Source organism: Herbidospora sp. RD11066 (assembly GCF_054661255.1).
Window position 1 is genome coordinate 150,489 of sequence record NZ_BAAGDO010000014.1, and the last position, 21,851, is coordinate 172,339.

General features: G+C 69.8%; 21 protein-coding genes. 9 read left to right on the top strand and 12 right to left on the bottom strand.

Annotated elements, in window-relative coordinates; genetic code table 11:
* Window positions 1–53: 53 nt before the first annotated feature.
* On the bottom strand, window positions 54–872 hold the full coding sequence (locus ACYQ78_RS36745; RefSeq protein WP_459805599.1) for a nuclease-related domain-containing protein: 819 nt from the start codon (window positions 870–872) through the stop codon (window positions 54–56).
* 123 nt (window positions 873–995) lie between these two features.
* On the opposite strand from ACYQ78_RS36745, the gene ACYQ78_RS36750 reads away from it, so the two are divergent.
* Window positions 996–2,393 (top strand): amidase, encoded by a 1,398-nt coding sequence (locus ACYQ78_RS36750; RefSeq protein ID WP_459805600.1) that lies wholly within the window; start codon window positions 996–998, stop codon window positions 2,391–2,393.
* A 3-nt stretch (window positions 2,394–2,396) separates the two neighbouring features.
* On the opposite strand, the gene ACYQ78_RS36755 is transcribed toward ACYQ78_RS36750, so the two are convergent.
* Both ACYQ78_RS36755 and pepN read right to left on the bottom strand, forming a co-directional pair.
* Window positions 2,397–3,365, bottom strand: a complete 969-nt coding sequence (locus ACYQ78_RS36755; RefSeq protein ID WP_459805601.1) for a hypothetical protein — start codon at window positions 3,363–3,365, stop codon at window positions 2,397–2,399.
* A gap of 71 nt (window positions 3,366–3,436) precedes the next feature.
* On the bottom strand, window positions 3,437–6,004 hold the full coding sequence (gene pepN, locus ACYQ78_RS36760; RefSeq protein ID WP_459805602.1) for an aminopeptidase N: 2,568 nt from the start codon (window positions 6,002–6,004) through the stop codon (window positions 3,437–3,439).
* 167 nt (window positions 6,005–6,171) lie between these two features.
* Here pepN and ACYQ78_RS36765 point away from each other — a divergent pair, with 167 nt between their 5' ends.
* Genes ACYQ78_RS36765 through ACYQ78_RS36775 form a run of 3 tightly spaced genes read left to right on the top strand, consistent with a single transcriptional unit; the run spans window position 6,172 to window position 9,485 of the window.
* Complete coding sequence (locus tag ACYQ78_RS36765; protein WP_459805603.1) at window positions 6,172–6,792, top strand: mycothiol-dependent nitroreductase Rv2466c family protein; 621 nt, start codon at window positions 6,172–6,174, stop codon at window positions 6,790–6,792.
* 46 nt (window positions 6,793–6,838) lie between these two features.
* Window positions 6,839–8,242: an aldehyde dehydrogenase family protein gene (locus tag ACYQ78_RS36770; protein ID WP_459805604.1), complete on the top strand. Its 1,404-nt coding sequence runs from the start codon at window positions 6,839–6,841 to the stop codon at window positions 8,240–8,242.
* Window positions 8,243–8,279: 37 nt separating this feature from the next.
* Window positions 8,280–9,485, top strand: a complete 1,206-nt coding sequence (locus tag ACYQ78_RS36775; protein ID WP_459805605.1) for a nucleotide sugar dehydrogenase — start codon at window positions 8,280–8,282, stop codon at window positions 9,483–9,485.
* Here ACYQ78_RS36775 and def read toward each other — a convergent pair.
* Entirely contained in the window at window positions 9,482–9,970 is a 489-nt protein-coding gene (def, locus tag ACYQ78_RS36780; RefSeq protein WP_459805606.1) for a peptide deformylase, read from the bottom strand. The genes ACYQ78_RS36775 and def overlap by 4 nt on opposite strands.
* Before the next feature lie 70 nt (window positions 9,971–10,040).
* Here def and ACYQ78_RS36785 point away from each other — a divergent pair, with 70 nt between their 5' ends.
* The gene (locus ACYQ78_RS36785) at window positions 10,041–10,508 is read left to right on the top strand and encodes a ribose-5-phosphate isomerase (RefSeq protein WP_459805607.1); all 468 of its coding nucleotides are present in this window, start codon (window positions 10,041–10,043) and stop codon (window positions 10,506–10,508) included.
* On the opposite strand, the gene ACYQ78_RS36790 is transcribed toward ACYQ78_RS36785, so the two are convergent.
* Both ACYQ78_RS36790 and ACYQ78_RS36795 read right to left on the bottom strand, forming a co-directional pair.
* Window positions 10,505–10,651, bottom strand: a complete 147-nt coding sequence (locus ACYQ78_RS36790) for a hypothetical protein (protein WP_459805608.1) — start codon at window positions 10,649–10,651, stop codon at window positions 10,505–10,507. The genes ACYQ78_RS36785 and ACYQ78_RS36790 overlap by 4 nt on opposite strands.
* Before the next feature lie 10 nt (window positions 10,652–10,661).
* A complete protein-coding gene (locus ACYQ78_RS36795) occupies window positions 10,662–11,885 on the bottom strand; it encodes a GNAT family N-acetyltransferase (protein WP_459805609.1) in 1,224 nt (407 codons plus the stop codon).
* Between the two features lie 117 nt (window positions 11,886–12,002).
* On the opposite strand from ACYQ78_RS36795, the gene ACYQ78_RS36800 reads away from it, so the two are divergent.
* A complete protein-coding gene (locus ACYQ78_RS36800) occupies window positions 12,003–13,115 on the top strand; it encodes a PP2C family protein-serine/threonine phosphatase (protein WP_459805610.1) in 1,113 nt (370 codons plus the stop codon).
* 160 nt (window positions 13,116–13,275) lie between these two features.
* Here ACYQ78_RS36800 and ACYQ78_RS36805 read toward each other — a convergent pair whose 3' ends face one another.
* Window positions 13,276–13,881, bottom strand: coding sequence for a LuxR C-terminal-related transcriptional regulator (locus ACYQ78_RS36805; protein WP_459805611.1), 606 nt, complete (start codon window positions 13,879–13,881; stop codon window positions 13,276–13,278).
* A 187-nt stretch (window positions 13,882–14,068) separates the two neighbouring features.
* On the opposite strand from ACYQ78_RS36805, the gene ACYQ78_RS36810 reads away from it, so the two are divergent.
* Entirely contained in the window at window positions 14,069–15,370 is a 1,302-nt protein-coding gene (locus tag ACYQ78_RS36810) for a M50 family metallopeptidase (protein ID WP_459805612.1), read from the top strand.
* Here the strand turns inward: ACYQ78_RS36810 and ACYQ78_RS36815 are convergent, their stop codons facing one another.
* On the bottom strand, window positions 15,371–15,871 hold the full coding sequence (locus ACYQ78_RS36815; protein ID WP_459805613.1) for a DinB family protein: 501 nt from the start codon (window positions 15,869–15,871) through the stop codon (window positions 15,371–15,373).
* Between the two features lie 18 nt (window positions 15,872–15,889).
* Between ACYQ78_RS36815 and ACYQ78_RS36820 the strand changes: the two genes are divergently transcribed.
* Both ACYQ78_RS36820 and ACYQ78_RS36825 read left to right on the top strand, forming a co-directional pair.
* The gene (locus ACYQ78_RS36820; RefSeq protein WP_459805614.1) at window positions 15,890–16,237 is read left to right on the top strand and encodes an MmcQ/YjbR family DNA-binding protein; all 348 of its coding nucleotides are present in this window, start codon (window positions 15,890–15,892) and stop codon (window positions 16,235–16,237) included.
* Window positions 16,238–16,284: 47 nt separating this feature from the next.
* A complete protein-coding gene (locus tag ACYQ78_RS36825) occupies window positions 16,285–17,067 on the top strand; it encodes an SDR family NAD(P)-dependent oxidoreductase (RefSeq protein ID WP_459805615.1) in 783 nt (260 codons plus the stop codon).
* Here the strand turns inward: ACYQ78_RS36825 and ACYQ78_RS36830 are convergent.
* From ACYQ78_RS36830 to ACYQ78_RS36845, 4 genes are all read right to left on the bottom strand, one after another.
* Complete coding sequence (locus ACYQ78_RS36830; protein WP_459805616.1) at window positions 17,062–17,481, bottom strand: MarR family winged helix-turn-helix transcriptional regulator; 420 nt, start codon at window positions 17,479–17,481, stop codon at window positions 17,062–17,064. The two genes, ACYQ78_RS36825 and ACYQ78_RS36830, sit on opposite strands and share 6 nt — an antisense overlap.
* Window positions 17,478–19,172, bottom strand: coding sequence for an MFS transporter (locus ACYQ78_RS36835; RefSeq protein WP_459805617.1), 1,695 nt, complete (start codon window positions 19,170–19,172; stop codon window positions 17,478–17,480). Before ACYQ78_RS36835 ends, ACYQ78_RS36830 begins: the two co-directional genes overlap by 4 nt.
* Before the next feature lie 111 nt (window positions 19,173–19,283).
* Window positions 19,284–20,615: a UDP-glucose dehydrogenase family protein gene (locus tag ACYQ78_RS36840; RefSeq protein ID WP_459805618.1), complete on the bottom strand. Its 1,332-nt coding sequence runs from the start codon at window positions 20,613–20,615 to the stop codon at window positions 19,284–19,286.
* 21 nt (window positions 20,616–20,636) lie between these two features.
* Window positions 20,637–21,851, bottom strand: coding sequence for a right-handed parallel beta-helix repeat-containing protein (locus tag ACYQ78_RS36845; RefSeq protein ID WP_459805619.1), 1,215 nt, complete (start codon window positions 21,849–21,851; stop codon window positions 20,637–20,639).

The following is a 21,851-nucleotide window of genomic DNA, read 5'->3' on the forward strand; positions in this document are numbered from 1 at the left end:
CGCCGTGGTCGGCGCGGGCCTCATTGGACGGTGAATTTTAGAACGTTCCTCCGTCAGACCTCGCTGTAGCGCGACGGCAGGACGTTCTCGGCGGCCTTGAAGATCGAGTCGACCTCCGAGGTCGTGAGCGACTTCTCCCGCTTGGTGATCCACTTGCGGACCATGCTTCCGGAGAACACGTCGACCTCGCGGACGTTGAGGATCCGCCAGGGGATCGCCGGACCGTAGATGGCCAGCGACGGCACGACCGTGATCTCCCGGCCGAGCGCCTTGCTGATCAGGTCGCCGGCCTGGTTGGCCTCCCAGCGCGCCTCGTCGAGGCGCGGCTTCTGGTTGAACGGCCCGTGGAAGAGCTTGCGGTGTGACTGCACGCGGACGGGAAGACGCCGGTCCCACTTCTCTGAGTCGACGGCGTACACCCCCGTCGGGCCCACGACGAGGTGGTCGATCTGGGCGTCGCTGCCGGGGATCGACCGGGCGTGGAGCGTGCGGTAACCACCGCGTTCAAGCTTCTTCAACTGAGCCTCGGTCCGCCTTTCGGCGACCGACGGCCGCCGCCACGCGGGGACGGACGACGTCGTCCGGGCCCGGTAGACGGTCAGCCCGATCGCGGTCAGCACCAAGAACAGCAGACCCGTTCGGACGCTGCCGAACAGCAGACCCGTCACGATCCCCACCGCGACGGAAATTGCTGCTCGGCGTGCCAGATCCTGGTATTTGGGCTGCTGCAAGGTGCTCCGCAGGGACGCGCGCTCAACAGGCGCGTAGGTCGACGCGGGCGTGTCGGGTCGCGTCGGGGGGCGCTCCTCACGATCGCTCACCCAGATCGGTGACGCTTCGTGACCCTCTTCGGGCGCTAGACGGCTATCCACATAACAGACCGTAGTTGAGGCGCCAAGCTGTTGCCTAGTGGAGCCTTGTTCATACTTTTGTGGCCAACATTTGTTGATTCGCCCATGCTGGTATAGGGCATCATCTCCAGATATCTTCCGGCAGTGGCCGGCATACATGACCTCACCGCCCTCGAACTCGCCGCAGCGGTCCGCGCCCGTGACCTGTCGCCCGTCGAGATCGCGGAACACTATCTCGCCCGTGCCGACGAGGTCGGCGCCTTCGTCACCGTGACCGCCGAGATGGCGCTTGACCAGGCGCGACGCCTCGAAAACGAAGATCCGGGAGACCGGCCGCTGTTCGGTGTGCCGGTGCCGGTGAAGGACCTGAACTTCGTGAAGGGCGTGCCCGTCAGGTTCGGTTCGGCCACGTATCAGGGCTTCACGGCGCCCGTGGACGACTCCATCGTGACCCGCCTCCGCGAGGCCGGGACCGTTATGTCCGGTAAGACCAATACGCCAGAGTTTGGTTTGCCCTGCTACACGGAAACAGCCGTCGCGCCACCGGCCCGCACCCCCTGGGACGTCACCAGGTCGGCGGGTGGGTCGAGTGGGGGCGCCGCGGCCGCCGTGGCGGCTGGGCTCGCGCCCGTCGCGCACGGCAGTGACGGAGCGGGGTCGATCCGCATCCCGGCCGCGGCCTGCGGGCTGTTCGGCATCAAGCCCAGTCGTGGACGAGTCTCGTTCGCCCCGATGATCCCCGACCTGGCCGGGCTGTCGGTCAACGGCCCGCTGGCCCGGAACGTCGCCGACGCGGCCGCCCTGCTCGACGTCCTGGCCCACCACCAGCCGGGCGATCTCTACTGGGCACCCGATCCCGAGGGGGCCTTCTCCTCCTACGTCCAGAGAGAGCCGGGACGGCTCAGGATCGCCCGCTACCGCGACCCGGTCGTCGAGGGGTCGGAGCTGCACCCCGAGGTGGTGGCGGCCTACGACCGGGCCTCCAGGCTCCTCGAACAGCTGGGCCACGAGGTCGTCGACATCGACAACCCCTACGGCGCGGACACCGTGCCGCTGTTCGAGCGGATGTGGTTCAGTTTCGCCTGCATGCACGTCGTCGCGCCCGAGCGGGAGCACCTGCTGCGGCCCGTCACGGCGTGGCTGCGCGAGCGCGGGTTCGCCACCTCCGCGCCCGACTTCCTCAGGGCGTGGTCGGCGATCCAGCTCGCCACCCGGTTCGCGCTGCTGGTCACCAACGAGTTCGACGCGGTCCTGACCCCCACGGTCACCGGCCCTACCCCGGAGATCGGCTGGTTCGAGGACGTCGATGACCCCGCCGAGACCTTCGCCCGCATGAAGCGCTTCGCGCCCTTCGCGGCCGTCTACAACGTCAGCGGCCAGCCGTCGGTCAACCTGCCGATCCACTGGACGCCCGAAGGCCTGCCCATCGGGGTCATGCTGGGCGCCCGATGGGGCGGCGAAGGCACGCTGATCTCGCTGTCGGCCCAGGTGGAGGCCGCGGTGGGCGGCTTCTGGGGAGAACGCCGCCCACCCGGCTGGTAGCCCCTATTTCAGCAGCGAGACGACGTGTTCCGACACGTCGGCCAGCAGCCCCGAGGGCCGTACGTCGGTGCCCGCGACGGCGGAGATCAGGCTCGGCAGGCCCTCCAGCGGGAAGCCGTCGTCGACCATGACCTGACCGCCGACGTCGTTCTTGTTGAGCACGGCCCTGCTGCGCCGCCAGGCCTCCAGCACCTCTTCGGGAGAGGGCACGCCGAAGCCGTGGCCGACCGGCGCCGCGTGGCGCAGCCGGACGAGCGGGGTGTCGGCGAAGGCCAGCGCGGTGCGGCAGCGGGTGGACAGGACGTCCTTGTCGGGGACCCAGTCCATGGCCGTGCAGGGGGTGCGGCACTTGGCGACGCAGACGGCCATCGCACCCGCGACCTGGCTGTGCTGGCGGTCGAAGTAGGCCCGCCAGCCCTCGGCCGGCTCCGACGCGACGCGGAGGGATCGCTGGGTGGCCGACTGCTCGGAGCGCGTGTGGTCGCACTCCTTCTCGCCGATGACGCCGAAGCGGCTGCCGGGCGCCTGGAGGCCCTCGGGCCAGCGGGCCGGGTCGCCGGAGTGACCCAGAGCGTCTTCGAAGGCGAGCAGCGGTAGGTATTCGGAGGTTATGTGGAGGGCGGCCATCATGGCGCTGAGCTCCCGCTGGTCCCACCGCACCTTGATCACCTCAAGGAGCAGAGAGTAGGCCGGGCGCAGCGAGTCGAGGGCGCCGCGCGGGCGCTCTTTCGGGGTCTGCGGCATGTGGCAGGCGCGGGCCCGCCGCCGCAGGTCGGCGGGGATCACCGGGGCGTCGAGCTCGCTCGCGAAGTCTTCGGCGTCGAGCGTCAGCAGACGCTGGCCGAACTCGCAGACGGCCGCGACCAGCGCCGCGCGTGCCTCGTCGGGCAGCACGGAGCCGGACAGGGCGCCGACGTCGCCGAAGGAATAACGGCGGGCCAGCGCGATGAGCAGGTCGTGGGCCGACTCCATCCATTCACTTTCTCACGGGGTACGGGGGAGGCCGGGTGCGGGCCCGGCCTCCTCAGAACCTACGTGACCGTTCAGCCCGATGCGGCGTCCTTGGCGCGGGCCCGCAGCGCGCGGGCCACGCCGTCGGCGCCTTCGAGCAGCAGCCGCTTGAGGCCGTGGGGCGGCTGGGCGGAGGTGATCAGCTCGTGGGTGGCGTCGGCCGTCTCCTGGCGGATCAGGTGGGTCGGGTAGCAGCCGACCGCGAAGTTCTGGGCGGTGTCGCTCGTCCAGGTCTTCCAGACGCGGGTGACCTCGGAGAAGAACGCCGGGCCGTAGGGCTCCAGCAGGTCGACCCGGCGCGGCTCGCCGAAGCCGACGATGGTCGAGCGCAGCACCGCGCCGCTCAGCTCACCGCTGACGATGCGGGCCCAGGCGCTCGCCTTGGCCTCCTCGGTCGGGATCGAGGCGCGGGCCTGCGCGGCCGAGCGCTCGCCCGTGGCGGTGGCGTCGCGGACCAGCTCGGCGTCGATGTCTTCGGAGGTGAGCACGCCGCCGACGACCAGGGCCCGGGTGAGGGTCCAGCGCAGGTCGGCGTCGACGGTCAGCCCGGCCGGGGTGTTCAGGCCGAGCAGGATCGCGTGGAGGAAGTCGAGGTCGGCCTTGGAGCCGGCGGTCTCGGCGAAGGCGTTGAGGTAGGCCAGCTGGTGGTCCGACCCGGCCTCGGCGCCCTCGAACAGGCGGCGCAGCGTGGCGGCCAGGGTGGCCATGCCGGTGTCGCGCCACTCGGGGGCGGCGTACTGCTGGACGGCCTGGCGGGCCTGGCGCAGCACGGTCTGCAGCACCGTGAGGTCGGTGACCGAGTGGATGCCGCTGTCGACCAGGGTGACGTAGTCGCGGGTGGCCATCTCGCCGTCGCGCGTCATGTCCCAGGCGGCCGACCAGCACAGGGCGCGCGGCAGCGAGTCGGCGAACTTGACGATGCCGCCGTTGATCACCGTCGCGAGGGAGCGCTCGTCGAGGCGGACCTTGGCGTAGGTCAGGTCGTCGTCGTTGACCAGGACCAGGTCGGGCTGGACCTCGCCGACCAGTTCGGCCACGGAGGTGCGGGCGCCGACGACGTCGAGCTCGACGCGCTTCACGCGGGTCAGCACACCGTCGCGGTCGGAGTAGAGGCCGATCGCGACGCGGTGGGAACGCAGCGTCGGGTAGTCGGCCGGGGCCTCCTGGAGCACCTCGAACCGGGTGAACCGGCCCTCGGCGTCGACCTCGAAGGCGGGCCGCAGGGTGTTGACCCAGGAGGTCTCCAGCCATTCCTTCGACCAGGACGAGAGGTCACGGCCGGAGGTGCGCTCCAGGGCGCCGAGCAGGTCTTTCAGCTCGGTGTTGCCCCAGGCGTACTCGTTGAAGTAGGCGCGCACCCCGGCCAGGAAGTTGTCGAGGCCGACGTAGGCGACGAGCTGCTTCAGGACGCTGGCGCCCTTGGCGTAGGTGATGCCGTCGAAGTTGACCTCGACGGCGTGCATGTCGGGGATGTCGGCGGCGATCGGGTGGGTCGAGGGGAGCTGGTCCTGACGGTAGGCCCAGGCCTTCTCGACGTTGGCGAAGGTCGTCCAGGCGCCCTGGCCCCAGCGGGTGGCCTCGGCCTGGCACAGGACCGACATGTAGGTGGCGAACGACTCGTTCAGCCACAGGTCGTCCCACCAGCGCATGGTCACGAGGTCGCCGAACCACATGTGGGCCATCTCGTGGAGGATCGTCTCGGCGCGGCGCTCGATCAGGGCGTCGGTCACCCGGGAGCGGAAGACGTAGTCCTCCAGGAAGGTGACGCAGCCCGCGTTCTCCATCGCGCCGGCGTTGAACTCGGGGACGAACAGCTGGTCGTATTTCCCGAACGGGTAGCGCAGGCCGAAAACCCGGTGGAAGAAATCGAAGCCCTGTTTGGTTACCTCGAAAATGTTGTCCGCGTCGAGGTGTTCCGCCAGGGACTGGCGAACGTAGATGCCCAGGGGAATGCCGTCGTGCTCGTCGTGCACCGACGCGTACGGACCGGCCACGAGCGCGGTGATGTACGTCGACATGACCGGCGTGGCCGGAAAGTGCCACCGCTTGGCCGCCTGGAGCGTGCCATGACGTCCCTCGTGCGCGTCCATCGAGATGGTGCCGTCGGGGGCCGAGTTGGAGATGACCGCCCAGTCGGCCGGGGCCAGCACCGTGAGCTCGAAGGTCGCCTTCAGGTCGGGCTGGTCGAAGCAGGCGTACATGCGGTGGGCGTCGGCGGTCTCGAACTGGCTGTGCAGGTAGACGCGCTTGTCGACGGGGTCGACGAAGCGGTGGAGGCCCTCGCCGGTGCGCATGTAGTGGCAGTCGGCGTCGATGCGCAGCTCGTTGTGCTCCGACAGGCCCGTGAGCGGGAAGCGGCCCGCCTCGGCGTCGTAGGCGCCGGGCGAGAGGTAGGCGCCGTTCAGGATGACCGAGCGCACGTTGGCGTTGTGCAGGTCGACGAAGGTGTCGGCCCCCGGCTGCGCGCACGTGAAGTGGATCGTCGTGACGCTCTCGAACCGCTCGTCGCCCTCGGTCAGGTCGAGTTCGACCGTATAGGACTGAACGGTCAGCAGCCGGGCGCGCTCCCGGGCCTCGTCACGGGTCAGATTCCCTGCCACATCCGCTCCTCACACACGGCCCGCCGCACCGTCGCGACCGGGATGACCGCATCCTGCCACGACGACCGGACAAAGCCGCACTCAAATGTTTCCCTACCTGGAATAGGTAGATCCCTGACTCCAGTTGTCGATCGATGGAACCACATTCCTGTCGGGAGAGTGAACAAATGTCCGAACACAAGATCGCAGATTTCTGGTTTGACCCCTTCTGCCCTTGGGCGTGGCTGACCTCGCGGTGGATGCTCGAAGTAGAGAAGGTGCGGCCGGTCACCGTCCGGTGGCATTTGATGAGCCTCACCTTCCTCAATGAGGGGCGTGACCTCCCGGAGCAATATCAGGCACGTTTGAGCAAGGCGATCGGCCCCGTCCGGGTCGTCGCCGCCGCGCAGCGCAAATACGGCGACGACGTGGTCGCCGAGCTCTACACCCAGCTCGGCACCCGTTTCCACCCTGGTCAGCGCATCAAGACCCTCGACCATCTCGAAGAGGTCGCGGCCGAGGCGCTCGTGGCGGCCGGGCTCGACCCGGCGCTGGCGCGGGAGATGGACTCCACGGAGTACGACGAGGAGATCCGCCGCTCCCACCACTCGGGCATGGACCAGGTCGGCATGGACGTCGGCACCCCGGTGATCGCGGTCGAGGGCGTCGCCTTCTTCGGCCCCGTGATCAGCCCCGCCCCTAAGGGCGAGGACGCCGGACGTCTATGGGACGGAGTGGTCCTGGTCGCGTCCACCGACGGGTTCTTCGAACTGAAGCGGACCCGCACCAGGGACCCCATCTTCGATTGACAGGTGGAACTCGCCATATGACATCGATCACGCAAGGATGGTGCGCATGCGTCAGCTCTTCGTGAACGGTGCCTGGGTGTCGTCGGCGTCCGGCGAGGGCGTCGACGTCGTGAATCCGGCGACCGAGGAGGTCGTCGACCGGGTCCCGGCGGGGTCCGCCGACGACGTGGCCGAGGCGGTCGCCGCCGCCCGTTTCGCCTTCCCCCGGTGGGCCGCCACCCCGCCGGAGGAACGCGGCGCCCTGCTGTCCCGCGCGGCCGAGCTGATCGAGGCGCGGGCCAGGAAGATCGCCGAGATCATCGCGACCGACATGGGCGCGCCGCTCGGCTTCGCGCTGCGCACCCAGACCCAGATGCCCGCCGGGGTGCTCAGGTCGTTCGCCGCCATGGCCGGGCGGCAGGCCGAGACCACCCGGGTGGGCAGCTCGGTGATCGTCCGCGAGCCGGTGGGCGTGGTCGCCGCGATCACCCCGTGGAACTATCCGCTGCACCAGGCGATCTGCAAGGTCGGCGCCGCGCTCGCGGCCGGGTGCACGGTCGTGCTCAAGCCCAGCGAGGTGGCGCCGCTGGCCGCCTACGCGCTGGCCGAGGTCCTCGAAGAGGCCGGTCTGCCGCGCGGCGTCTTCAACATGGTGAGCGGCCCCGGCCGAACCGTCGGCGAGGCGCTGGCCGCCCATCCCGACGTCGACATGGTCTCCTTCACCGGATCGACCGCCGCCGGGCGCCGGGTCGCCGTGCTGGCGGGCGAGTCGGTCAAGAAGGTCGCGCTGGAGCTCGGCGGCAAGTCGGCCAACGTGATCCTGCCGGGCGCCGACCTCGAGACGGCGGTCAAGGTGGGGGTCGGGCAGGCCTACACCAACGCGGGCCAGACCTGCTCGGCGCTGACCCGCATGCTCGTCCAGTGGGACCAATACGACGAGGCCGTGCGCCTGGCCGTCGAGTTCTCCGGCCGCTACACCGTGGGCGACCCGTTCGCCGACGACACCCGCATCGGGCCGCTCGTGTCGCGGGTCCAGCGCGACCGGGTGGTCCGCTATCTCAACATCGGCCAGGAAGAGGGCGCGCGGCTGGTCGCCGGGGGCACCGAGCCGGTGCACGAGCGCGGCTTCTACGTCGAGCCCGCCGTCTTCGCCGGGGTCGCGCCGGGCATGACGATCGAGCAGGAGGAGATCTTCGGCCCGGTGCTGTCGATCATCCCCTTCGGCACCGTCGACGAGGCCGTCTCGATCGCCAACGGCACCCCCTACGGCCTCTCGGGCGCCGTCTGGGCCTCCGACGACGACCAGGCCGTCGCGGTCGCCCGCAGGCTGCGCACCGGCCAGGTCGCGATCAACGGCGGCAGGTTCAACCCGCTGGCGCCGTTCGGCGGCTACGGGCAGTCGGGCGTCGGCCGGGAGCTGGGCGAGGCCGGGTTCGACGAGTTCCTCCAGGTCAAGTCTTTACAGATGTGACCTTTCCGGCTTGACCCGGGCACCGATACACAAAACCATGCACGTCTTGATCGTGGGGCTGGGCTACGTCGGGCTGCCGACCGCGCTGGCCTTCCTCGAAGCGGGCTGCCGGGTGACCGGCTACGACGTCAGCGCCGCCCGGCTCGCCGCCATCGACGACGGCCAGGCCGACCTGTCGCCCCGCGACCACGCCCGGCTGCGCCGCCACCGGCTCACGACCACCACCGATCCGGCCGCGATCGCCACCGCCGACGCCGTGGTGATCTGTGTGCCGACGCCGGTCGACGAGCAGCACGTACCGAACCTGAAGGCGCTGAGGGCGGCCTGCGGCACGGTCGTCGCGCACGCCGTGCGCGGGCAGCTCGTGGTGCTGACCTCGACGACCTACGTGGGGTCGACCCGCGACCTGCTGATCGAGCGGCTCGACGGGGTCGACGTGGTGTTCAGCCCCGAGCGGGTCGACCCCGGGCCGGGCGGGCGGCCGCTCGAACACGTGCCGAGGGTCCTCGGGCCCGCCTCGAAGAGGGCGGGCGACCGGGCGGAGGAGCTGCTCAAGCGGGTGGCGCCGCAGGTGCACCGGGTGAGCTCGCCGGAGGCGGCCGAGCTGTGCAAGCTGCTGGAGAACTCGTTCAGGGCGGTCAACATCGCGCTGGCCAACGAGTTCGCCGACATCGCCCGCGAGGTCGGGGTCGACCCCGTCGAGGTGATCGAGGCGGCGGCCACGAAGCCGTTCGGGTTCATGCGGTTCGACCCCGGGCCGGGCGTCGGCGGGCAGTGCGTGCCCTCCGACCCCTACTACCTGCTGTGGCGGCTGCGCCGGGCCGCGCCGACCGTGCTGACCGCCGCGATGGGGGCCATCGCCGCCCGGCCGTCGGCGGTCGTGCGGCGGGCGCTGGAGATGCTGGCCTCGGCCGGACGCGACATCCGGGACGCGAAGGTGCTGATCGCGGGGGTGTCGTACAAGCCGGGGGTGGCCGACGCGCGGGAGACGCCGGCCGCGCCGATCATCGCCGAGCTGCGGCGGCTCGGCGCGCGGGTGGAGTTCACCGATCCGCTGGTGGAGGAGCTCGCGGTCGGTGGGGAGTACCTCAAGCGCGCGCCCGACCCCCGCACCGAACCGTGGGACCTCGTCGTCGTGCACACGCTGGGCGGCGACCTCGGGTGGCTGACACCGGAACAGGCGGTGCTGGACGCCACCTACCGGCTGGAGCGCCCCGAGCCCGGCCGCTGGGAGGTGCCCTAAGGGGTCTGCAGCATGATCCGGCGGGCCGCGGTCTTCGGCAGGCGGTCGACGTAGAGGGTGCCGTTGAGGTGGTCGAACTCGTGCTGGAAGCAGCGGGCCAGCATGCCGCGCGCCCTGATCTCCTGCGGGCGGCCGAGCCGGTCGAGACCCCGGACCGTGACGCCCGCCGCGCGCGGGGTCGGCGAGTAGAGGGGCTTGCCGGTCTCCTTGCTCGGGACGGACAGGCACCCCTCCTCTTCGAGGATCTCGGCGTCGTCGTCGATGACGAGCTCGGGGTTGACCAGAGCGCCCTTGCGGTTGCTGATGTCGTACACGAAAAGGCGTTTCGGCACGCCGATCTGGGGGCCCGCGAGACCGACGCCGTCGGCCAGGTACATCGTCGCGAACATCTCGTCGATCAGGCGGCGCAGGTCCTTGTCGAATTCGGTCACCGGCTCGGCCGGGGTGCGCAGCACGGGATCTCCGACATACCGGATCTCGCGCATGGGGCCCTCCGTTGTAAGGGTTGACGGGGGTAATTGGCCGTTACTCTAACGGACCTGAGAAGCTCTCCGTATGCGCGTCTACATCGGTTCTGACCACGCCGGCTACGACCTGAAGAACCACCTGGTCGGCTGGCTCAAAGAAAACGGCCACGACGTGGCCGACTGCGGCCCGTTCGTCTTCGACGCAGAAGACGACTATCCGCCCTTCGTGCTCCGCGCCGCCGCCGGGGTGGTCGCCGAGCCCGGCTCGCTCGGCATCGTGATCGGCGGTTCGGGCAACGGCGAGGCCATCGCCGCCAACAAGGTCAAGGGCGTGCGCGCCGCGCTGGCGTGGAGCGACGAGACCGCCAAACTCGGGCGGCAGCACAACGACGCCAACGTGATCAGCATCGGCGCCCGGATGCACTCGGAGGCCGACGCCACCCGTTTCGTCGAACTGTTCCTCGCCGAGCCCTACTCGGGCGCCGACCGCCACACCCGGCGCATCGACATGCTGAGCGACTACGAGCAGACCGGCGAGCTGCCCCCGCTGCCCTAGGGCTTCTTACGGACCTCCTTGCGGGGGACCTCGTCGCGCAGGGGCCGCCGGTCGGCGGCCTCCTGCTGTTCCTTCGACGGGCGCGACACGTCGCGGGCGCGCATGGCGGTGATCGCCGTGATCGTCAAACTCGTCAGGGCCATGCGCCTCACACTAGAAGACGAGCCCGCCCCACGGCAGAGGGCTCCACGACATGGCCGCCGACAGCTCCCTGACCGCGCCTTCGCGATGCTCGGCGATCTGACCCGCCATCCTGTACGACTCCAGCGACCGCCCCCCGAGATACCCGGCGCCCAGGATCCGGACGTCCAGGCTCAGGTCGGGCGCGTCGGTGGTCGGCTCGCAGGTGGCCTTGGCCGTCGACAGGCGCCAGCGCCCGGCGTTCCACGGGCACACGTCGTCGTCGACCTCGACGACCAGGTCGACCGGCGCGCTGTAGACCCGCCGCGCGAGGGCGCCGGGCACGTCGACCAGGCGGATCCACAGCTCGTCGAGGGTGCCCGCGTTCAGGTGCCGGGGTTCGGCGAGCAGGTGCATGATCGGGTCGTCCACGGGCCGGTTGGCGGCGAACACGCGCGAGCACAGGTCGCGGTCGAGCACGCTGCGCCACACCATCGCGTAGGCGGCCGGGTCGAGCGCGAACAGCTCCTGGAGATCCAGCGTGCCGTCGGGCACGTCGTGGTCGGTGGTCTGGCGCTTCACCCGGAACAGCGCGTAGCCGCGCACGCCGTGGTCGTCTTCGGCCAGCACGCAGCGCAGCCGCCCCGAACCGGCCCTGGCGTTGTCGTCGTCGGCCAGCACCGCGTTCCAGCGGGCCCGCGTGCGCGTGTAGAGACCCGGACGGGTGGTCCGGACCTGCTCGAAGACCTTCTCGAACTCCGCGCGGACCTCCTCGGGCGGCTCCACCCGCAGACGCAGCGACGGATCGACCGGCGCGTCGGGGCGGAAGGCGCTGGAGTGCTTGGGGATCGTGTAGAAGACGTTGTCGACCGCGCGGCCGTAGCCGTAGCGGCCGTAGATGGCGGCCTCCGAGGCGTAGAGCGCCGCGACGACCTCACCCCGGTCGCGCACGTCGGCGAGTTGCCTGCGCATCAGCGAGCTCAGCACCCCCTGCCGCCGGTGGGAGGCCAGCACGCCCACCGAGGTCACCCCGGCCACCGGGAGCACGCCACCGGGCACGGTCATGTCGAAGCTCATGACCTGCGTGAAGCCGACCATCCGGTCGCCGTCGAAGGCCGCGAGGGAACGGTCGAGCTCGCTGACCGCCTTCCACCGGTCGGCCTGGCCGGTGGCCCAGGAGGAGACGAAGGCCTCGTCCAGCAGGTCGAGCACGACGGGGAACTCGGAAGGGGTGACAGGGCGAATGGGGTGATTCACGGCACCACCGTAGGGCCGGGCAAAGAGGGAGGGCCACCCAATATACGTCCTAAATGATCAAGGTGTTGGTCAAGACAGCGCCTCACCACGAAGCCGACCGATACAGTCGTGGTCATCATGAGTTCCCGTCCGGTGCCGCTCATTCCCCCTCGGCTCCGCGCGATTTTGGTGCGGGTCCCGTTTCTGGTGCCGATCGTCCGGTTCGTAAGGAAGAGTTCGTCGAAAGATAGCCATCTGCTGATCGTCCTGGTCGTCGTGAGCCTGCTCATCGGAGTGCTCGGCGTCCAGGTCTCGACGCGTTGGTTCTCGCCGTCGCTCCTCATTCTGGTGACCCTCGCCGGGGGGCTTCAGCTGCGTCTGCGCAGCCTGGCGGCCCTGCTGGTCGCCGTCGCCGCATCGGTCACCTATCTGGGGATCACCTACGGCGCCCGGCAGGTCGGTCCCGGCTATCTGCTGACCATGGGCTTCACGGTCGTGCTCGCCTGGCTGATGTCGCGCACCCGCGGCACGCTCGGCGTGCAGGGGCTGCGCGGCGACGCCATGCTGCTGGAGCTGCGCGACCGGCTCAAGAAACAGAGTGAGCTGCCCTCCTTCCCGAAGGCGTGGGGCGGCAAGGTCGTGCTCAAACAGGCCGGCGGGTCGTCGTTCGGCGGCGACTTCGTGGTCTCCATGCGCGAGGGCACCCGGGTCGAGCTCGCCGTGGTCGACGTCTCGGGCAAGGGCGTCGACGCCGGCACCAGAGCCCTCCTTCTCTCCGGCACGTTCGGCGGCCTGCTCGGCTCGGTGAGCGACTTCCTCGGGGCGTGCAACGCCTACCTGCGCCGCCAGCGCGAGGGCGAGGGGTTCGTCACCGCCGTCCACCTGAGCCTCGACCTGGCCACCGGTGCCTACGAGATCACCTCGGCCGGTCACCCGCCGGTCGTGAAGTTCGATTCGGGCACCGGAACCTGGCGGGTCTCGGCGGCCAAGGGGGTCGTGCTCGGGGTGGTTCCCGACCTGGCCTGCGAGCCCGACCGGGGCACCCTGCGCAGGGGCGACGCGCTGATGCTCTACACCGACGGCCTGATCGAGCAGCCGGGGCGCGACATCGACGCCGGGCTCGACAAACTGCTCGGCGAGGCCGAACGCCTGCTGCCCGGCGGCTTCTCCAAGAGCGCCCGCCAGCTCGTGACCGCGATGTCGTCGGGGCACAACGACGACTGCGCGCTGGTCTTGATCTGGAGACCGTGACACTAGTCACTGGTCGTGCCCTGAGGTGAGTTGAGACCCTTTATCCGGTCGCCGGCGGTACGGGGGTGTCGCCGGAGAGCGGCCCCATTCAGGGTCCCCGGGCCTTCTCAGGTTGGCGGCGCGGCCCACCTGCGGAGGCCCGGCCCCGTCATATATGGGTTCATAACCAGCCCGAGTCACTCGCGATGCGCACGGCGTCGACCCGGTTGCGGGCCCCGGTCTTGCACATGATGCGCGACAGGTGGTTGCGGACCGTTCCCACCGACAGATAGAGCTCGTCGGCGATCTCCTTCGAGCGGGCCCCCTGGGCGGCGATGCGCAGCACGTCGAGCTCGCGCCGGGTCAGCGGGTTCTCCGCCGTCTGGAGGGCGGCCACGGCCAGGTCGGAGTCGACCGCCCGGCGGCCGGCCGCGATCAGGCGGATGCCCTCGGCCAGCTTCTCGGGACCGGCGTCGGTGCCCATGAAGCCCAGGGCGTTGGCCGCGAACGCGCGGCGCACCTGCCCCGGGTTGGCCTGCGAGGAAAGGATCATCACCCGGCACGCGGGCACCTTCTCCAGCAGCCGCGCCGCGGCGGCCAGGCCGCCCATGGCGGGCAGGTCGATGTCGATCACAGCGGTGTCGGGGCGGTGTTCCACCGCGGCCGGGATGGCGTCCTCCCCGGAGGCCACCCCGGCCACGACTTCGAGATCGCTCTCACCGTTGAGAGAGGCGACCAGGCCATGCCGGACGAAAGGAAGGTGCTCGGCCACCAAGATCTTGATCATGAGGCCCCCATTTCATACCTCAGGGTGATCGATCAGACGCACAGTGTCATCGAAGTCTCTCCATTCGGCAAACCCACCGCAAGTTCAACAGCGGAAATACCCGCGAATGCGGACACGGCCGGACGCCGGACAGGGTGGGCTACAGTCGATGCGAGACTGATTTTCCGCCTGCCGGGGGTAGACGCCGATGAGCTGGCAGTACTTTGCCGGGTTCGTGATCCTGTTCGTCGGCCTGTTGGTGTCGATCGCCCTCCACGAGATCGGCCACCTCGTCCCGGCCAAGATCTTCGGCGTGCGCGTCACCCAATACATGGTGGGTTTCGGCTCCACCATGTGGTCGCGCAAGCGCGGCGAGACCGAATACGGCATCAAGTGGATCCCCATGGGCGGATACATCCGCATGATCGGGATGCTGCCGCCCCGCCCGAGCGACGACCCGACCAGGCTGCGGTCGGTCTCGACCGGCCCGTGGCAGGGCCTCATCGAGAACGCCCGGCAGGTCGCCGGTGAGGAGATCAAGCCAGGCGACGAGAGCCGCGTCTTCTACCGCAAGCCGTGGTGGCAGAAGGTCATCATCATGTTCGGCGGTCCGTTCATGAACTTCGTGCTGGCCTTCGGCCTGTTCGCGATCGTCATGATGGGCTTCGGCGTGACCGTGCTCAAGCCGACCGTCAACAGCCTCAGCGACTGCGTGATCCCGGCCACCGAGGCCAACCGCGAATGCACCGCCGCCGACCCGAAGACGCCCGCTGTCCTGGCCGGGCTGCAGAAGGGCGACACCTTCGTCTCGATCGACAGCAAGCCGGTGACCTCATGGGAGGCGGCGACGGCGACCATCCGGGCCCACGGCGCCGGTCCGGTGCCCATCGTCATCGAGCGCGGCGGGCAGCGGCAGACCCTCACGGTCAACCTGATCGCGACCGCCCGGCCCGACCTCGAGGAGCCCGGCAAGATCGTGCAGAACGTCGGCTTCCTCGGCGTCGAGCCGACCCAGGTCATCGAGCGCCAGGGCCCCGGCTACGTCGCCTCCGAGATGTGGGACATGACCACCCGCACCGCCGCGTCGATGATCGACATCCCCGGCAAGATGGTCGGCGTCTGGCACGCCGCCTTCTCGGGTGAGGAGCGCGACCCCAACGGGCCGATCGGGATCGTCGGGGCCGGCCGCATCGGCGGCGAGATCGCCGCCTCCGCGGCGCCGCTAGAGAACAAGATCGTCATCTTCATCAACCTGCTGGCCGGGCTGAACCTGGCGATCGGCATCTTCAACCTGGTCCCGCTGCTGCCGCTCGACGGCGGCCACATCGCGGGCGGCCTGTGGGAGGGCGTCAAGCGCGGCTTCGCCCGCGTCGCCCGGCGGCCGACGCCCGGCTACGTCGACGTGGCCAAGGCGCTGCCGCTCACCTACGCCATGGCGGTGGTGCTGCTCTTCATGGGCGGCCTGCTGATCTTCGCCGACATCGTCAACCCCATCAGGCTGAGCGGCTAGCTACTCGCCGGTCACGCCGTCGATCCGCTCGCGGAGCAGGTCGGCGTGGCCGTTGTGCCGGGCGTACTCCTCGATCATGTGCACGAGGATCCAGCGGTGCGACATGACGTCACCGGCGCGGTTGGTCTTCCTCATCAGGGCGTCGAGATCCGTCTCCGCGCTGATCTTCCGGGCGAGCTCGACCTCGGTCTTCCAGGTGGCGAAGACCTCGTCGGCGGGGGCGGTGCCGAGGGCGTCGAAGTCGTCGTCGGGGGCGGCGTCGGTGAAGAAGATCGGCGCCAGCTCCTCGCCGTTCAGGCGGATGCGGAACCACGCCCGCTCGACGTCGGCCAGGTGCCTGACCAGGCCCAGCAGCGACAGCGACGAGGGCTCGACGGCCCGGAGCGTGAGCTGCTCCCCGGTGAGGCCCTCGCACTTCATGGCCAGGGTGTCACGGTGGTAGTCGAGGAAGGCGGTCAGGGTGGCGCGCTCGTCACCGGCGAGCGGCGGGTCGGTTCTCATGAGGGTTATGGTGCCACCATGGAGCAGTTGGATCGGTTGCGCGCCATTTGCCTGGCCCTCCCCGAGGCGACCGAACGCCTCAGCCACGGCGAGCCGACCTGGTTCGTCCGGGGAAAGAAGACGTTCGTGACGTTCGCCGACCACCACCACGACGACCGGCTCGGCTTCTGGTGCGCGGCGGCGCCCGGGGTGCAGGCCGAGCTGGTGGAGACCGAGCCCGAGCGCTTCTACCGGCCGCCCTACGTGGGGCATCGGGGGTGGCTGGGGGTCTACCTCGACGTCCCGGTGGACTGGGACGAGGTCGCGGCCATCGTGGCCGACGCCTTCCGGCAGGTGGCGCCGAAGACACTCGCGGCCCAGGTGTAGGCGCTCTCCTGCCCGGAGGATTACCGAACGCCGGGAACAACACCTTCATGACACTTGACGGGAAAGTCGCGATCGTCGCCGGAGCGAGCCGGGGCATCGGTGCGGTGACCGCGCGGGCGCTGGCCCGGGCCGGGGCCGCCGTCGTCCTCGCCGCTCGTGATTCCACCGCCATCGAGACCGTCGCCGCCGACATCCGGACCTTCGGCGGGCGGGCGCTGGCCGTGCCCACCGACGTGGGCGACTCCGACTCGGCCGAGCGGCTCGTCGCGGTGACCCTGGAGAAGTTCGGGCGGCTCGACGCGGCGTTCAACAACGCCACCGACGGGCCCGTCCCCGCGCCGCTGGCCGAGATCGACCCGCTCGACTTCGACCTCGGCATCCGGACCAACGTCCGGGGGACCTTCCTCGGGATGAAGTTCCAGATCCCGGCCATGCTGGCCTCGGGCGGCGGGTCGATCGTGAACATGGCGTCGGTCGCGGGGGTGCAGGGCACCGCCAACCTCGCGGGCTACGTCGCGGCGAAGGCCGGGATCATCGGGCTGACGAAGGTGGCCGCGCTCGACTACGCCGACCAGGGGATCAGGGCCAACGTGCTGGCCCCGGGGCCGATCCTGACCTACCACTTGGAGGCGGCGGGGGAGGACGTGCAGCGCAAGGCGGGCAACGCCACCCCGATGCGCAGGGTCGGGCTGCCCGAGGAGGTCGCGGCCACGGTGATCTGGCTGTTCTCCGACCAGTCGTCGTACATCACCGGGGTGACGCTGCCGGTCGACGGCGGGCTCGGGGCCGGGAACAAGCCGCCGCAGATGATGCGCATGTCGGCCTCATGAGTCGGCCAGGGCTTCGATGGCGGGCAGCGCGGCGGCCAGCGCCGCCCGCTGGTCCGGGGGCAGGGCGGAGATCCGGGCGACGAAGAAGGCGATGCTCTCGCCCCGCAGCCGGGTGAGCTCGGCCTCGCCGGTCGGGGTCAGGCTGATCAGGGACGCACGGCCGTCGGCCGGGTCGGGGCTGCGCGCGAGCAGGCCGAGGAACTCCAGCCCGGCGACCACCCGGCTCAGCGTGGGGGCGGTGATGCCCTCGTGGGCCGCGAGGTCGCCGAGCCTGACCGGGCCGAGCTGGGCGACGGCCGCCAGGGTCGAGGTCTGCCCGGCGGTCAGGTCGCCCCGGGTCTGGCGGCGGTTGCGGCGGCCCAGGCGGGCGAGCGCCGCCTTGAGGCGTTCGGCCAGGACGTCGACGTCGGTCATGGCCTGCTCACCGTCACCGCGGCGAGGGGGAGTTCGTCGTGGACGTACCGGCCGCCTCTCAGGAGGGAGGCCACGCCGGCGACCAGCGACATCGCGATGGCCAGCGCGAAGACCACCACCAGGCCCTGGTGGAAGGGGCCAGAGATGAGGGTCGGGAAGTACTCCCGGCCGGTCAGCGTGGCGGCGTTCGCCGGGGCCACGTGTGCGAGCGCGCCGGTCGGGGCCAGCAGGTTCTCGATCGGGTTGTAGCCCAGGAACGCGGCGAACAGGATGCCGACCGGAGGCAGCGCGGCGACCGTCGTGGCGATCCCGGCGGGCACGCCGTGCTGGGTGAGGCCGCCGGTCAGGGTCTGCGGCAGTGTGTTCGCCAATCCGGCGATCATCAGGGAGAAGAACACCCCGATCGACAGGACCATCCCGGCGTTGGTGAACGTCGCGCGCATCCCGGAGGCCACGCCGCGCTGCCCGGCCGGGACCGAGTTCATGATCGCGGTGGTGTTGGGCGCGGTGAACAGGCCCGACCCGACGCCGTTCAGGAAGATCAGCGCCGCGAACACGCCGTAGGGGAAGTCGATCGGCACCAGCAGCAGCCCGAGGAAGGCCAGCGCCGACAGGATCAGCCCGCCCGAGGCGAACGCGCGGGCGCCGTAGCGGTCGGAGAGGTAGCCCGACACCGGGCCCGCGAGCAGGAAGCCCGCCGTCAGCGGCAGCAGGTAGATGCCCGCCCACAGCGGGGTGTCCTCGAAGCGGTAGCCGCGCAGCGGCAGCCAGATGCCCTGCAGCCAGATGATCAGCATGAACTGGAGGCCGCCCCGGGCGATCGAGGCCAGCAGCCCGGCCACGTTCCCGGCCGCGAAGGCGCGGATCCTGAACAGCGACAGATGGAACATCGGCTGCGCGACCCTGGTCTCGATCAGGCAGAAGATCCCCAGGATCAGCAGGCCGCCGACGATCCCGCCGACGACGAGCGGGTTGGTCCAGCCCATCGGGTGGCCGCCGTAGGGCTGGATGCCGTAGGTCACCGCCGCCAGCACCATCGTCAGGCCGGTCGCGAAGGCCAGATTCCCCCACCAGTCGATCTTCGCGCCCTCGACCTTCGTCACGGTCTCCCGCAGCGAACGGTAGGCCCACACCGTCCCGATGACCCCGATGGGCGCCGAGGCGAAGAACACCAGCCGCCAGTTCACCTGCGACAGCAGCCCGCCCGCGACCAGCCCGAGGAAGGTGCCGGCGATCCCGGCGACCTGGTTGATGCCCATGGCCATGCCGCGCCGCCCGGCGGGGAAGGCGTCGGTGAGGATCGCCGCCGAGTTGGCCATCAGCAGCGCGCCCCCGATGCCCTGGAACACCCGCCAGCCGATGAGCCACAGCGCCCCGCCCGACTCCTGGAAGGGGTCGAGGGCCAGGATCAGCGTGCCGATGGTGAAGACGGCGAAGCCCGCGTTGTACATGCGCACCCGGCCGAACATGTCGCCGAGCCGTCCCAGTGTGACCACCAGCACCGCCGAGACGAGCATGTAGCCCATCAGCACCCAGAGCAGGTAGGAGACGTTGCCGGGTTCGAGCGGGTTCAGGTGGATGCCGCGGAAGATCGACGGCAGCGAGATGATCACGATCGAGGCGTTCAGGGTCGCGAGCAGCATGCCCAAAGTGGTGTTGCTCAAGGCGATCCAGGGATAGCGGTTCGACATGAGGCCCCCGAATTACTTGCTTGTCCTAACTAACAAGCAGCGGGCCCGGCAAATGCCCCATACAACACAAAAAGGGACACGCAAGATGCGTGTCCCTTTCGGTGACGAGGGTTACGGCATGCCCAGCGCCCGGTACTCCCAGCCTTCGGCGCGCCAGAACTCGGCGTCGAGGGCGTGGCGGCCGTCCACGATGCGGCGGTGCGCCACCACGGCGGCCAGGGCGGAGGGCTCGATCTCCCGGAACTCCGACCACTCGGTCAGCAGCACCACGACGTCGGCGTCCTGCGCCACGTCCATGGCGCTGGTGCCGTAGCGCAGCTCGGGGTAGGCGCGGCGGGCGTTGTCGAGCGCGGCCGGGTCGTAGACGCGGACGTTGGCGCCCAGGCCGTGCATGGTGCGGGCCACGTCGAGCGCCGGGGCGTCGCGGATGTCGTCGGAGTTGGGCTTGAAGGCGGCGCCGAGGCAGGCGACCTTCTTGCCGTTGAGCTGACCGCCGAGCATCTCGCGGACCAGGTCGATCGTGCGCGAACGGCGGCGGCGGTTGATCGCGTCCACCTCACGCAGGAACGACACGGCCTGGCCGACGCCGATCTCCTCGGCGCGGTAGGCGAAGGCGCGGATGTCCTTGGGCAGGCAGCCGCCGCCGAAGCCGAGGCCCGGCTGGAGGAACCGGCCGCCGATGCGGTCGTCGTGGGCCAGCGCCTTGGCCAGGTGGCGCACGTCGGCGCCGGTGGCCTCGCAGATCTCCGCCATCGCGTTGATGTAGGAGATCTTGGTGGCCAGGAACGAGTTCGCGGCCACCTTCACGAGCTCGGCCGTGGCCAGGTCGGTGACGACGACGGGGGTGTCGTTGTCGATGATCGGCCGGAAGGAGGCCTCGAGCTGCTCGCGGGCCCAGTCGGAGGACACGCCGAACACGAGCCGGTCGGGACGCAGGGTGTCGTCCACGGCGAAGCCCTCACGCAGGAACTCGGGGTTCCAGGCGAGTTCGATCTCGTCGCCGGCCGGGGCCAGCTCCTTGACCAGTGCGGTCAGTCGTGCGGCGGTACCGACGGGGACGGTCGACTTGCCGACGACCAGCACCTTGCGGTCCAGGAGAGGGGCGAGTGCGGCCACGGAGGCGTCGACGTAGGTCAGGTCGGCGGCGTCCATGCCGGGCTTCTGCGGGGTGCCCACACAGATGAAGTGCACGTCGCCGTGGGCGGCGGCCTCTTCAACGGACGTGGTGAACCGGAGGCGGCCGGTCGCCATCGTCTTGGCGAGCAGTTCGGGCAGACCGGGCTCGAAGAACGGCACCTCGCCGGACTGCAGCCGCTCGATCTTGCGAGGGTCGGTGTCCAGGCCGACGACCTCGTAGCCCAGGGAGGCCATGCAGATCGCGTGGGTGGCCCCGAGGTACCCGGTCCCGATGACGGTGAGCCGGGGGAGTGCGGTTTCAGTCATTGTCAGTTCTCTCGCAGAAACTCAGGAGCATTCGCTCTTCTTAGTGAGCGGGCCGCCGGTCACCTCGTTGTCGCAGGAGATGGTGTTGCCTCCCGCGGTGTCGTTGATGCCGTAGCCCCCTGAACCGCCCAGATCGATGACGTTGGCCCGGAAGGTGTTCCCGGTCCCCCAGCCATTGATGATCTTGTGGGTCTGGAAGCCGTCCGCGGGGGAGCCGCGGCCGGTGTTGCGTTCGATCAGGTAGCCGTTCCCCTTGACGTCCACCCAGCTGTCGTTGTGACCATCGCCGGTGATCATGGAACCATCGAAGATGTTTCCGATGATCTTGCCGTCGGAGGTGCCCTCCTTGATGTCGATGGCCTCAGCGGTGGCGCGGATGACGTTCCCGCGCGCGATGTTGCGGTCGCTCTTGTCCATCTGACCGCCGGAGAAGGTGGCCCAGTTGCTCTCGGCGGTGCCGAAATAGACCCCTTCGCCGTACTTGTCCTTGCGCAGTCCAGTGGCCCAGATGAGGTTGTACTGCGCGATGTTGTCGGAGCTGAAGTTCCGGAAGTGGATGCCCTCGTCGCCGATGTGGTTGACGTCCAGGTCCTGCACCACCGAGAAGTTGGTCTTGTCGGCCATCACGCCCTTCTGGGCGTGGCGGACGGTGAAGCCGATCAGGCGCCAGTAGTCGACCTCGTTCAGATGGAAGGCGTAGCCCTCCTTGACGCCGCCGCCGTCGATGATCGCATCACGCGAGCCACAGACGAAGATCGGCTGGTCCTTGGTGCCCTTGGTGGCGGCCACGAAGTGACCCTGGTACTCGCCCGGCTCCATGAAGATCACGGTGCCCGGCTCGGCCGAGGCGAGGGCCTCGGTGAGCTCGTCGGCGTTGGTGACCGTCACGGTCGCGTCAGGACAGGCGATCTTGCCGTCGCCGTCGGGGACCGCGATGTCCGGAGGCTGCTGGCTGGCGGTGAACACCTCGAAGTCCTCGTTCTTCGACTTGTCCTCCTCCACCTGCTCCTCCTCCGCGAAGTCCTCTTCGGCGCCGCTGCCGCTGTTGTCCAGCGTCGGAAGGGGCTGGCTGGTGTCGGGCGCGATGTTCTCGACCGCCGGCCCTCCCGCTTGTTGCTCCTGTTGCCCACCGCCGCCGAAGATCCCGTACATGACGACCACGATCAGGATCGTGAAGGCCGCACCGGCCGCCGCTCCGATCAGGGTCTTCTTGTCGATGTCGATCTCGATGCGCAT